The 12,453-nt window shown below is 69.5% G+C and carries 13 protein-coding genes and 1 tRNA gene; 9 read left to right on the top strand and 5 right to left on the bottom strand.

Annotated features, from left to right (window positions below):
* Positions 1–31 precede the first annotated feature (31 nt).
* A complete protein-coding gene (locus tag OG408_RS19635; protein ID WP_326671069.1) occupies positions 32–1,396 on the bottom strand; it encodes a serine/threonine protein kinase in 1,365 nt (454 codons plus the stop codon).
* Between the two features lie 76 nt (positions 1,397–1,472).
* Entirely contained in the window at positions 1,473–2,021 is a 549-nt protein-coding gene (locus OG408_RS19630) for a helix-turn-helix domain-containing protein (RefSeq protein ID WP_266780381.1), read from the bottom strand.
* Positions 2,022–2,191: 170 nt separating this feature from the next.
* Between OG408_RS19630 and OG408_RS19625 the strand changes: the two genes are divergently transcribed.
* Positions 2,192–2,264: transfer RNA gene (locus OG408_RS19625), tRNA-Ala, on the top strand.
* 72 nt (positions 2,265–2,336) lie between these two features.
* Here the strand turns inward: OG408_RS19625 and OG408_RS19620 are convergent.
* A complete protein-coding gene (locus OG408_RS19620; RefSeq protein WP_266780380.1) occupies positions 2,337–3,062 on the bottom strand; it encodes a DUF5324 family protein in 726 nt (241 codons plus the stop codon).
* A gap of 381 nt (positions 3,063–3,443) precedes the next feature.
* On the opposite strand from OG408_RS19620, the gene OG408_RS19615 reads away from it, so the two are divergent.
* Both OG408_RS19615 and OG408_RS19610 read left to right on the top strand, forming a co-directional pair.
* Entirely contained in the window at positions 3,444–3,971 is a 528-nt protein-coding gene (locus OG408_RS19615) for a peptidylprolyl isomerase (RefSeq protein ID WP_266780379.1), read from the top strand.
* Positions 3,972–4,124: 153 nt separating this feature from the next.
* Positions 4,125–5,024, top strand: coding sequence for a rhomboid family intramembrane serine protease (locus OG408_RS19610; RefSeq protein WP_266780378.1), 900 nt, complete (start codon positions 4,125–4,127; stop codon positions 5,022–5,024).
* A 352-nt stretch (positions 5,025–5,376) separates the two neighbouring features.
* Here OG408_RS19610 and crgA read toward each other — a convergent pair whose 3' ends face one another.
* Positions 5,377–5,631: a cell division protein CrgA gene (gene crgA, locus OG408_RS19605; protein ID WP_136326732.1), complete on the bottom strand. Its 255-nt coding sequence runs from the start codon at positions 5,629–5,631 to the stop codon at positions 5,377–5,379.
* Between the two features lie 141 nt (positions 5,632–5,772).
* Here crgA and OG408_RS19600 point away from each other — a divergent pair, with 141 nt between their 5' ends.
* From OG408_RS19600 to OG408_RS19575, 6 genes are all read left to right on the top strand, one after another.
* Positions 5,773–6,540 (top strand): DUF881 domain-containing protein, encoded by a 768-nt coding sequence (locus OG408_RS19600; protein WP_266780377.1) that lies wholly within the window; start codon positions 5,773–5,775, stop codon positions 6,538–6,540.
* Positions 6,541–6,565: 25 nt separating this feature from the next.
* Entirely contained in the window at positions 6,566–7,288 is a 723-nt protein-coding gene (locus tag OG408_RS19595) for a class E sortase (protein WP_266780376.1), read from the top strand.
* 88 nt (positions 7,289–7,376) lie between these two features.
* Positions 7,377–7,565, top strand: coding sequence for a hypothetical protein (locus tag OG408_RS19590; protein ID WP_266780375.1), 189 nt, complete (start codon positions 7,377–7,379; stop codon positions 7,563–7,565).
* Entirely contained in the window at positions 7,562–8,200 is a 639-nt protein-coding gene (locus OG408_RS19585) for an aminodeoxychorismate/anthranilate synthase component II (protein ID WP_266780374.1), read from the top strand. Before OG408_RS19590 ends, OG408_RS19585 begins: the two co-directional genes overlap by 4 nt.
* A complete protein-coding gene (locus OG408_RS19580; RefSeq protein ID WP_326671064.1) occupies positions 8,197–9,594 on the top strand; it encodes a class E sortase in 1,398 nt (465 codons plus the stop codon). The genes OG408_RS19585 and OG408_RS19580 overlap by 4 nt, the downstream gene beginning before the upstream one ends.
* Positions 9,595–9,628: 34 nt before the next feature.
* Positions 9,629–10,357 (top strand): class E sortase, encoded by a 729-nt coding sequence (locus OG408_RS19575; protein WP_285569820.1) that lies wholly within the window; start codon positions 9,629–9,631, stop codon positions 10,355–10,357.
* 75 nt (positions 10,358–10,432) lie between these two features.
* Here the strand turns inward: OG408_RS19575 and pknB are convergent, their stop codons facing one another.
* Positions 10,433–12,424: a Stk1 family PASTA domain-containing Ser/Thr kinase gene (pknB, locus tag OG408_RS19570; RefSeq protein ID WP_326671061.1), complete on the bottom strand. Its 1,992-nt coding sequence runs from the start codon at positions 12,422–12,424 to the stop codon at positions 10,433–10,435.
* Positions 12,425–12,453: the final 29 nt, after the last annotated feature.

Raw genomic sequence — 12,453 nt, 5'->3', positions numbered from 1 at the left:
GGCCCGGCCCCCCTCACGGGCCGGGCTCCGCTCAGGCCTGGGTCAGCGCCCAGATGCCCACGGCGAAACAGATCAGCGCCACCAGCAGGACCGGGACCGCCACCTTCGGGGACGGTCCCGGACGCGTCTGCGGGGCCGGGGCCGCGTGGGAGGCCACCGGGGCATGGGAGGCCTGTGGGGCCTGTGGGTGCTGGGCGGTGTAGGCCCGGGTGAGCGGCTGGTCGTGCGGCACCGCGGCGGTGGGGGCCTGCGAGGCGTCCGGTACGGCAGCGGGGTAGGGGGCGGCCTGCTGGGCCGGATGCGCCGCGACGGGCGTCATCGCCTGGGGCGCGGGCGTGGGGTGTTGCGGGGGCGGCGGGAGGTGGAAGCTGCCCGTCTCCGACATCGCGGAGGGCGGCTGCGGCTGCGCGTACGGCTGCTGCCCCGTTGCCTGAGGAGTCTGAGGTGCCTGAGAGGTCTGAGGGGATGCCTGAGGGATCTGAGGGGCCTCGGAGGTGTGGGAGGTCCGGGAGGCCTGCTCGGGGCCCGTGGGGCCGAACCCGGCGGGCAGCGGGCCGATTTGGTCGAAGACCTCCACCGGCTCGTCGTCGATCCCGGGTTCGGGCAGCATCTCGACGGCGGCGGTGAGGGCCTTGCGCGCGCCCGTGGCCGTACGGAAGCGGGCCTGCGGGTCCGGCTGCAACAGCCCCGCGAGGACCTGCCACAGCGGTTCGGGGATGCCCTGCGGGGCGCTCGGCGTCCCGTACGAGGCGAAGTGCTCGACGAGCGCCTGGGAGTCGGGCTTCTGGCCCTGGAGCAGATAGAGGGCGACGAGGCCGACCGCGAAGAGGTCGGCGGGGAAGTCCGGCTCCGCGCCCATCATCTGCTCGGGGGCGAAGTAACCCGGCGTCCCCACCACGTAGTTCGTCTCGGTGAGGCGCGGCTCGCCCTTGCGCATGGAGATCCCGAAGTCGGAGAGCCGCAGGTGCGGCCGTCCCGTTCCGGTGGCCTCCATCAGGATGTTCGCCGGCTTGATGTCCCGGTGGACGACCCCTTCGGCGTGCACCGTCGACAGCCCGGACAGCAGCTGGTCGAGGAGCGTGCAGACGAACCTGGGGGGCAACGGGCCGTAGTCACCGATGACATGGGCCAGCGAGCCACCGCTGACCAGGTCCATCGTGAACAGGACCTTGTCGTCGTCCGCCGCCCAGCTCGCCGGGGCGAGCACGTGCGGATGCTCGATCCGCAGGGCCTGCTCCCGCACGAAGCGCAGCAGCGTGTGCGCGTCGCTCTGCTGGAGGACCTTGGCCGCCACATAACGGCGGCGCCGGTGATCCCAGGCACGCCAGACAGCACCGACCCCACCACGTCCGATCGGATCGATCAGTTCGTACCGACCAGCGAAGACCTCACCCATTGTGCTGCGCCCGCTCCCCGTTCCCGTCTCGGTCCGTGCGTTCTGCTGCCACTGCCGCCGCCGTCCGGTCCGGCGTCTAGTTCTGGTGGCCCTCGTAGTGCGCCACGGCGTCCGCGGTGCGCCCTGCGCCGTAGACCCTGAGGAACTCTGCCAGTTCCGGGTGGGTCGGGGCGAGGGAGTCCGCGGCATCGATGATGTCACCGGCGGCCGCGACGGACCGCAGCAGCGACTGGATCTCGCGGACCACACGGCGCACGGTGGGGGCGCCGCCGGTCGTCGTGGTCTGGCCGGTGCCGGTGAGCACGGAGCCGCCCTGGGACTTCTTGATCTCTTCCATGCGGTCGGTGGCCTCTCCCGCGCTGACGCTGCCGTCCGCGACCTGACTGGCGAGTTCCTGGAGCGCCTGGACGCGCTGGACGACCGCGGGGTTGCCGATCTTCGCCCGCTGACCGCTCATGAGCTGGGAGAGCATGGGGGCGGACAGCCCGAGCACCGCGGCGAGCCGGGCCTGGTTCAGACCGAGATCATCGATCAGCCGGCGGAAGAGCGCGCCCAACGGCTCCCCGTACCAACTGCGCTGAAGATCCCTGGCTCTCGCCGTTGCCTCTTGCTGCGCTGCATCCATGGCGTCTCCCCTTCGCTGCGGCTTCGCTGCTGCGAACCTCGACGAGCATCTTACGGAGCGTGGTTGCCGACCGGGAGCCCCCATCTTTTTGGAGGAATCAGGGGGTGACCCGGTACTCTGGTCTGCGGCGGTGGCCCACGACGCCGAGCGTCGGGTGCTGCCTGCTTCTCGGGGCCTTAGCTCAGTTGGTAGAGCGCTGCCTTTGCAAGGCAGATGTCAGGAGTTCGAATCTCCTAGGCTCCACATACGAAATGCCCTCTGATCTGCGTGAACGCAGATCAGAGGGCATTTTTCGTGAGCGGGTCCGGCGGCAGGTCAGGGACGGTCGTCCAGGTCCTTGCCGTCCACGGTGTCCCGGCCGTCCGCCTCGGCGTCGGCCTGCTTCGCCTGGACCTCAGGGTCCAGGATCGGCTCGCCGCTGCCGTCGACCGAGGTCAGCGGGGCGCGGTCGTCGACCTCGGTGGGGGCGGGGGGCTCGACCAGCCAGTCGGGGTTGGCCTGCTTGTCCCACCAGCGCCAGACGGCATACGCGCCGCCCGCCAGGAGGCCGGCCACGGCCAGACCCTTGAACGCCCGGCCGGCCCTGGCCCGCCGGTCGTGCTTCTTGGTGAGCTTCCTGATCTCCTTCGCCGTGACCTGTCCGCGCAGGGCGGCCAGCGCGGCCGAACTGCGGGCCGTGGCCTCCTCGGCCACGGGCTGGGCGGCGGCGAGGGCGTGCTCGAAGCGGGGCACGGTGTAGTCCGCGGCGCTCTTGGCGGCCTTACGGGTGCCCCGCGCGGCGCGCTGTGCCGCCTCGTCGACCTTGGGGGGCACGTGTGCGAGGGCGAGTTCGAGTCGTGGTGCGAGGTGCGCGTCGTACTGGACTCGGGCCTGCTGCGCTGCCTTCGACACCTTCGGCGCGAGCAGCGTGCGTGCCTCGTTCGCGTAGTGAGCGGCCTGCTCCTTGGCCGAGTCGGCGTAGGGCGCCACCACTACCGCGGCGTGCTGCACGCTGTCCTTCGCCGAGTCGGTTGCGGCGCGCACGCTGTCGATGCGGGTCACGGGATCCTCCTCCTTGGTGGCGGGTAGGTACTCCGCCTTTCCACCCAATTCGAGATCATGCCTGCAGGGGGCCTGTGGGGCACGTGGGACGGGCATCCGGGTCATTCGAGTCATGCAGGATGCCGTGGGACAAGCAGGTGCAAGGGGAGCCTCCCGATGACAATGCCACGGTTCGGTCCGCCACGCGCCGATTGGTCACACACTTGGCCGCATTTGTTCTTGTGCCCCGTTCGGCGCGAAGTATGGGAAGCCGCAGGCGGACGGCGTGCGAGGGGGCGCAGGGGTGCGAAGGCTCCGTGCGGCGCGGCCGGGCCGGGCGCCGGGCGGGGTGGACCGTGCGAGGATCGGTGGACGTCAGACCAGACTTACGGAAGGCAGATCGTGGCCGAGCAGCTTTACGCCACCTTGAAGACCAACCAGGGCGACATCGAGATCCGGCTCCTGCCGAACCACGCGCCGAAGACGGTCAGGAACTTCGTCGAGCTCGCCACCGGTGAGCGCGAGTGGACCCACCCCGCGACCGGGGCCAAGTCCACGGACCGGCTGTACGACGGCACCGTCTTCCACCGGGTCATCAGCGGCTTCATGATCCAGGGCGGCGACCCGCTGGGCAACGGCACCGGGGGTCCGGGGTACGAGTTCGGTGACGAGTTCCACCCCGACCTCGCCTTCACCAAGCCGTACCTGCTGGCCATGGCCAACGCGGGCCCGGGCACCAACGGCTCGCAGTTCTTCCTGACCGTGTCGCCGACAGCATGGCTGACCGGCAAGCACACCATCTTCGGCGAGGTGGTGGACCCGGCGAGCCAGAAGGTGATCGACGCCATCGCGGCCATCCCGACCAACGCGCGCACCGACCGCCCGCTGGACGACGTGGTCATCGAGTCGGTCGTCGTCGAGAAGCGCTGATCGCCTTTCGTCACCGGCGGTCACTCTCCGGTCCTTCCGTTCGGGAACCAACCGCCCTGCCCGTCCGTACTTGATGAGAGAGCGGACGCGCAGGGCGGTGGCGTGCGCGCCGCCGCGACGACGAGGACCGAGGGGCCGGGAGTGATGGGACCGATGGACCAGCAGCCGCCCGGCGGCCAGGACCCGAGCCCGTCCGTCGACGGTCCGGTCAGCTGTTACCGCCACCCGGGCCGTGAGACGGCGGTTCGCTGCACCCGCTGCGAGCGCCCGATCTGCCCCGACTGCATGGTCAGCGCCTCGGTCGGCTTCCAGTGCCCCGACTGCGTGCGCGAGGGGTCGGGTACGGGACACCACCCGGCGGCGAACAGTCCGCGCACGGTCGCCGGCGGCACCGTCGCGGCCGATCCCCGGCTGGTCACCAAGATCCTGCTGGGGATCAACCTCGCGGTGTTCGTCGCGGTGCTGGCCAACAAGGCCCTGGTCGACGACCTGGTGCTGCTGGGCCGGGCCAACTTCTACTACGGCGGTCCGCCCGAGGGCATCGCCGAAGGCCAGTGGTACCGGCTGGTGACGTCGATGTTCCTGCACCAGGAGGTGTGGCACATCGCCTTCAACATGCTGGGACTGTGGTGGCTGGGCGGTCCGCTGGAGGCGGCGCTCGGCCGCGCCCGCTATCTCGCGCTCTATCTGATCTCCGGGCTGGCGGGCGGCGCCCTGACCTACTGGCTCGCCGCGGAGAACCAGCCCTCGCTGGGTGCTTCGGGTGCCATCTTCGGGCTGCTGGGCGCCACCGTCGTCCTGATGCGCCGGCTGAACTACGACATGCGCCCGGTCTTCACGCTCCTCGCGCTCAACCTGGTCATCACCTTCAACCCCTGGGGCGGCATCGCCTGGCAGGCCCATGTGGGCGGGCTGGTCGCCGGTGCGCTGATCGGGATCGGCATGGTGCACGCGCCACGGGAGCGGCGGAATCTGGTGCAGTTCGGCACCTGTGCCGCGGTGCTGCTCGTGGTGATCCTGATCGTCGTCGCGAGAACGGCCTCGCTGACGTAAACGGCTCCGCGGCTCGATAGGCGGAATGCGGATGCCGACGCGGATACGGCTGCGCACGAAGCCACCGGGGGCGTTATCGACCGTTTGTGATCGAAGTTGTCCACAGCGTGCACGCGATCTTGTGCATGCAGCGGGTACAACTGTGCCCCTTGTCGCTGAGCTGGGTTTTTCCAGCGAGGACAAGGGGCGTGCCGCCCGCGTCGAGGGTGGCTGCAGTCACACCGGCGTCAATGGCCGAGGAGTTATCCACAGATCGTCTGACCTTTTCCCCCGCCTGTGGATAACGCTGTGGGTAACTCAGGGCAAGGGTTGCGGGACGGGTGCCCGCTGTGGTGCTAGGCGGTCCGCGGAGCTACTTCCACTGGGTCGAGACACCGAAGCCGCCGGCGATGAAGCCGAAGCCGACGACGATGTTCCAGTTCCCCAGCGAATCGATCGGCAGGTCGCCGTCGGTCACGTAGAACACGACGATCCAGGCCAGACCGATCAGGAACAGCGCCAGCATCACCGGCGCGACCCAACTGCGGTTGGTCAGCTTTATGTTGGTTGCCTGCTTCGCCGGAGGCGGCGTGAAGTCGGCCTTCTTGCGGATACGTGACTTCGGCACGAGGAACTCTCCTGTCGATGCGCTGCGTGACCGCGCAGGGAACTGTGGCTGGCGCCGGGGCTGGGCGCGAGGGGGAATGCTGCCTCCCCCGGGCGTCCGTTAGCGTAGTGCTTCCGTGGCGCCGAAGGAGATAAGGGTACGTTGAGCAATTCTGCCGACTCTCCCCCAGGGCCGGTCCGGCGCAGCTTCCGGCATCCGGCCAAAGTGCTCACGGCTGCCGTTTTCGCCCTGGCCGGACTCATCTTCGTGACCAGTGCGAACACCGCCAAGGGCACCAATATCCGTACGGACTCCTCGCTGCTGAAACTCTCCGATCTCATTCAGCAGCGCAGCGAGAAGAACGCCGCTCTGGACGAGTCCGCCGCCTCCGTGCGCCAGGACATCGACACCCTCGCCCAGCGCGACGACGGCAGCACCAAGGCGGAGGACGCCCGGCTGAAGGCGCTGGAGCGGGCCGCCGGCACCTCGAAGCTCTCGGGCCGGGCCGTGTCCGTCACCCTCGACGATGCCCCGCAGAACGCCACCGCGAGCCCCGGCTACCCCGATCCGCAACCCAATGACCTGGTCATTCACCAGCAGGACCTCCAGGCCGTGGTGAACGCCCTGTGGCAGGGCGGCGCCCGTGGCGTCAAGGTCATGGACCAGCGGCTGATCTCCACCAGCGCGGTGCGCTGCGTCGGCAACACCCTGATCCTCCAGGGGCGCGTCTACTCACCGCCGTACAAGATCACCGCCGTGGGCGACCCGGGGAAGCTGGAGCGCGCGCTCAACGCCTCCCCGGCGATCCAGAACTACCTGCTCTACGTGAAGGCCTACGGGCTCGGCTGGAAAGTCGACGAGCACGAGGCGGTGACTCTTCCCGGCTACTCGGGCACAGTGGATCTCCACTATGCGGAGCCGGTGAAGTAGCGAGCAGCTGCGGGGAGGCCGACCGGTGTCGGTGCGACTGATCGTCAGGACGTTCAGCGAGCTGTGCATCACCGTCGGCGCCCTGATCGTTCTCTTTGTGGTGTACGTCCTGTTCTGGACGGGAGTGAAGGCCGCGGGTGCGACCGAGGGCCAGATCGACGCCCTGCAGAAGCAGTGGGCCCAGGGAGCGGTGGTCACGCCCGCACCCGCACCGGCGCCCGCCCCGTCGGCGTCACCGGAGACGCCCGACCCGAAAGCCCCGGACCACAAGGCCCTCCGCGACGGAAAGCCGTTCGCGATGCTGTACATACCCCGCTTCGGCAAGAGCTGGGAGCGGCCCGTCCTGGAGAACACCGAGGTCAAGACCTTGCAGAAGGGGCTGGGCCACTACCGCGGCACGGCCGGCCCCGGCGAGACGGGCAACTTCGCGGTGGCCGGGCACCGCCGCACCTACGGAGACCCGTTCAAGGACTTCCCGAAACTGCGCCCCGGCGACGCGGTGCTGGTGACGGACGGGACGACATGGTTCACGTACCGCATCGACAAGAAGCCGTACCGCACCGTGCCGAGCGATGTCGGGGTCATCGACCCGGTCCCCCGCAAGTCCGGTTTCGACGGGCCCGGCCGCTATCTGACGCTGACCACCTGCGAGCCGGAATGGGGCAGCAGCCACCGGCTGATCGCCTGGGCGCACCTGGACGCGACGCAGCCGGTGACCGACGGCAGGCCGGCGGCCCTCCGCAGCTGACCCGCCGTGGGCCCGCGGCTTTCCACAGCTGACCCACGGCGATGCCCGGGCCCTTTAGTCTGGTCCCGTACCGAATGGAGGGGTCAGCATGTACGGCTGGATCTGGCGGCATCTGCCGGGCAACGTCTGGGTGCGTGGGGTCATTTCGCTCGTGCTCGCCCTGGCGGTCGTCTACGTGCTGTTCCAGTACGTCTTCCCGTGGGCGGAGCCGCTGCTTCCGTTCGGCGATGTGACGGTGGACGGCGACGGCACGAGCGCGATGGGGGCCGTCCGGTGAGCGCCCGCATCCTGGTCGTCGACAACTACGACAGCTTCGTCTTCAACCTCGTGCAGTACCTCTACCAGCTGGGCGCCGAGTGCGAGGTGCTGCGCAACGACGAGGTGACCACGGCCCACGCGCAGGACGGCTTCGACGGCGTCCTGCTCTCGCCGGGCCCCGGCACCCCCGAGCACGCGGGTGTCTGCGTCGACATGGTGCGGCACTGCGCGGCGACCGGTGTCCCGGTCTTCGGCGTCTGTCTGGGCATGCAGTCGATGGCGGTGGCGTACGGCGGTGTTGTGGACCGCGCCCCCGAGCTGCTGCACGGCAAGACCTCCCCGGTGATCCACGAGGGCGGGGGCGTGTTCGCCGGTCTGCCCTCCCCGTTCACCGCGACCCGCTACCACTCGCTCGCCGCCGAACCGGACACGGTCCCCGATGAGCTGGAGGTCACCGCGCGGACGGCCGACGGCATCATCATGGGGCTGCGCCACCGGGAGCTGGCGGTCGAGGGAGTGCAGTTCCATCCGGAGTCGGTGCTCACCGAGCACGGCCATCTGATGCTGGCGAACTGGCTGGCACAGTGCGGTGACACCGGCGCCGTCGAGAGGTCGGCGGGACTCGCGCCGGTGGTGGGCAAGGCCGTCGCGTGACCCCACCCCGCCACGGATCCGACGCCGGACAGGACGGCCCGTACGACCCCGGTGCGTACGAGGCCTCAGGCGCGTTCGAGGCGGCGGTCGACCAGTTGGTGGACCCACTGAACGATCCGCTGCCGGGGCGGCACGCGTCCCCCTGGTTCCGGGTGGACAGCATCCCCGCGGAGCAGTCTGCCGCGGACGGCGGCGGGGCGGCGGAGCCCGTCGCCGCAGGGACCCCGACGCAGGCGTCACAGGGGCCACAGGCGGGCCAGGGCCAGCCGAGCGAGTGGTACGACCCCGAAGGGTACGAGCGGGACTGGTACGGCCACCAGGAGCCCGTGCGGCCCTCGCCCGCGCAGTCCCCGCCCGCCGCCGTGCCGGCAGAGCCGGTTCCCACGGCGCCCGCTGTTCCGATGCCCCGCCATGAGGAGACCGTCGCGCTGCGGAAGGCGGAGCCCCGGCGAATAGTCGTCGCCGACGAAGCGGTCACGGCCGTCCTGCCGGTGACGACGGTCCGCCCGGACTCGCAGCCGGAGCCGGAGCCGGAGCGGGATACCGATCCCGGGTCCGCGGCCACCGGTGGCCGGGCCGAGCGGCGTCGTGCGGCGAAGGGCCGCGGCCACCGGCGCGGGGACGCGCAGCCGGTGACCGGGGCGGCAGGAGCGGACGGCGCGGCGGCCCCGGCGAAGCCGATGTCGCGGGTCGAGGCGCGCCGTGCGGCCAAGGCGGCCAAGGACAGCCCCGCGGTCGTCGTCAGCCGGGTGGTCGGTGAGCTGTTCATCTCGCTCGGCGTGCTGATGCTGCTGTTCGTCACGTACCAGCTGTGGTGGACGAACGTGCGTGCCGAACAGATCGCCGGCAAGGAGACGCACAAGATCCAGGACGACTGGGCCCATGGCAAACGCAGCCCCGGAGTGTTCGCACCGGGCCAGGGTTTCGCCATCATCCACATCCCGAAGCTCGACGTCGTCACGCCGATCGCCGAGGGCATCAGCAAGGAGAAGGTGCTCGACCGCGGGATGGTCGGCCATTACGGGGAGGAACCGCTGCGCACGGCGATGCCGTCGGACAAGCAGGGCAACTTCGCGCTGGCCGGTCATCGCAACACGCACGGCGAGCCGTTCCGCTACATCAACCGGCTGAACCCCGGCGACAAGGTCGTGGTCGAGACCCAGGACGCCTACTACACGTACGAGATGACGAGCGTCCTGCCTCAGACCTCGCCGTCCAACGTGTCGGTCATCGGCGAGGTGCCGCCGCAGTCCGGCTTCAAGAAGCCCGGGCGGTACATCACCCTGACGACCTGTACGCCCGAATTCACGAGTACGTACCGTTTGATCGTCTGGGGCAAGATGGTCGACGAACGGCCGCGCAGCAAGGGGAAACCCGACGCGCTCGTGGAGTGAGCGGGCCGAACGACATCACGACAGGGACGGTGCGGTGGCAGCGAGGACCGAGGACCAAGAGCAGACCGGCGAGTCCGCGCCCCCGGTGCGACCCAGGGGCCGCCATCCCGTCGCGACCGCCGTCAGCGTCTTCGGCGAACTCCTGATCACCGCAGGTCTGGTGCTCGGCCTGTTCGTCGTCTACTCCCTCTGGTGGACGAACGTGCTCGCCGACCGCGAGGCCACCGCGCAGAGCCACACCGTCCGCGACCGCTGGGCCGGCGGCCCCGGCGCCCTGGACACCAAGGACGGCATCGGCTTCCTCCACGTCCCGTCGATGAGGAACGGCGAGGTGCTCGTGAAGAAGGGCACCGACACCGAGAATCTCAACGACGGCATCGCCGGCTACTACACCGATCCGGTGAAATCTGCGCTGCCCTCGGACAAGACCGGCAACTTCACCCTGGCCGCCCACCGCGACGGCCACGGGGCCAAGTTCCACAACATCGACAAGGTGCGGACCGGGGACGCGGTCGTCTTCGAGACCAAGGACACCTGGTACGTCTACAAGGTCTTCAAGGAGCTTCCCGAGACGTCGAAGTACAACGTCGACGTGCTCCAGGCGGTGCCGAAGGGCTCCGGCGCGAAGAAGGCCGGCCGCTACATCACGCTGACGACGTGCACCCCCGTCTTCACGTCGAAGTACCGCTACATCGTGTGGGGCGAACTGGTGCGTACGGAGAAGGTCGACCGCGACCGTACGAAGCCGGCGGAGCTGCGCTGACCCGGTCGCAGACAGACACAGGGCCCCGGTCACCGTTGAGGTGACCGGGGCCCTGTGTGTACTGGACCGTGCGTCCTACTGGCCGTTCCCGCCGCCCAGGAGTCCGCCGTTCCCGTTGCCGCCCATCGTCGTGAGTGTGATGACGGTGGTGGCCGGGTCGGCCTGGGTGTTCGGCTGCGGGTCGATGTTGACGACGGTGGCGTTGTCGTCGGGCGAGCTGCCGTCGGCGAACTTGATCTGCGTGAAGCCGGCCTGGGTCAGCTTCGCCTTGGCGTCGGAGACCTTCCCGCCCCTGACCTCGGGGACGGGCACCGTCGCGGGCTGCGTCGGGCCCTTGGACACCTTGAGGACGATCGCGGTGTCCTTGCCCACCTTCTCGCCGGCTGTCGGGTTCTGATCGACCACTTCGCCCGCAGGCTTCTCGGAGTCGACCTCGCTCTTGCCGATGTTGGTGAAGCCGTTCCCGTTGAGCTGGGCGACCGCGTCGTCGAACGAGCGGCCGGTCACCGGCGGCATGGAGAGCAGCTTCTCCGTCGCGACCGAGAGCTTCACCTCGGAGTTCTTCTCGGCCTTGGCGCCGCCCTTCGGGGACTGCTTCAGGACCGTGCCGGGATCGGCGTCGGCGGACTCGACCGAGGTGACCGTGACCGTGAAGCCCTTGTCCTCGAGGTTCTTGCGGGCGCTCTCCTCGGACTTCTCCGTGACGTCCGGCACCTCGATCTTCGGCGCACCGCTGGAGACGAAGACCGTGATGGTGTCGCCCTCCGAGACCTGCTGGTCCTTCGTCGGGTTCTGCCGGCAGATCTTGCCCGCGGGCTGGTCCTCGCACTCTTCCTTGGGGCCCTGCTTGACCACGGTGTTGGTGTTGTCCGCGAGCTGCTGGGCTTCCTTGAAGGTCGAACCGACCATGTTCGGCGCCTTGAACGTGCCGTCGCCGCTGTCGCCGTCGCCGCCGAAGACGGCCTTGCCGATGAGGATCGCGCCGATCAGCACCAGGATGCCCGCGATGACCAGCAGGATCGTCGAGGTGTTGCTCTTCTTCTGGCGCCGGCGGTCGGGGCGGTCGTCGTAGCCGTAGCCGCCGTCGTCCGGGTTGACCGGCGGCAGCATCGACGTCCGCTCGCCGTTCTGGTCCGTGGCGCGCAGGGCGGTGGTGGGCTGGTCGTTGTCGTAACCGCCGTAGCCGCCGTAACCGGCCGCACCCATCGCCGCGGTCGCCGCGACCGGCTGGCCGTCGAGGCAGGCCTCGATGTCGGCGCGCATCTCGTCGGCCGATTGGTAGCGGTAGTCGGGGTCCTTGGTGAGCGCCTTCAGCACGATCGCGTCCATCTCGGGCGTGATCTCGGGGTCGAAGTTGCTGGGCGGCTGAGGCTCTTCCCGTACGTGCTGGTAGGCCACCGCGACGGGCGAGTCCCCGACGAACGGCGGTCTCACGGCCAGCAGCTCGTAGAGCAGGCAGCCGGTGGAGTACAGGTCGGAGCGCGCGTCGACCTGCTCGCCCTTGGCCTGCTCCGGGGAGAGGTACTGGGCGGTGCCGATGACGGCCGCGGTCTGGGTCATCGTCATGCCGGAGTCGCCCATGGCGCGGGCGATGCCGAAGTCCATGACCTTGACCTGGCCGGTGCGCGTCAGCATGACGTTCGCCGGCTTGATGTCGCGGTGGACGATCTGGGCGCGGTGCGAGTACTCCAGCGCCTGGAGGATCCCCACGGTCATTTCCAGGGTGCGCTCGGGCAGCAGTCTGCGGCCGGAGTGAAGCAGTTCCCTGAGCGTCGACCCGTCGACGTACTCCATGACGATGTACGGGATCGAGACCCCGTCGACGTAGTCCTCACCGGTGTCGTAGACCGCGACGATCGCCGGATGGTTGAGCGAGGCGGCGGACTGGGCCTCACGGCGGAACCGGGCCTGGAAGGACGGGTCGCGGGCGAGGTCCGCCCGGAGCGTCTTCACAGCTACGGTGCGGCCGAGCCGGGTGTCGTGAGCGAGGTAGACCTCGGCCATGCCACCACGGCCGAGCACCGAGCCCAGCTCGTACCGGCCGCCGAGGCGACGCGGCTCTTCCATAACTGTTCCAGCCCTCTCCGTCAGTCCTG

Origin of the sequence: Streptomyces sp. NBC_01257, from assembly GCF_035917255.1 — a bacterium.
GTDB lineage: Bacteria > Actinomycetota > Actinomycetes > Streptomycetales > Streptomycetaceae > Streptomyces.
Note: the sequence above shows the minus strand (reverse complement) of the source record. Positions and strands in the feature narration are given on the sequence as shown.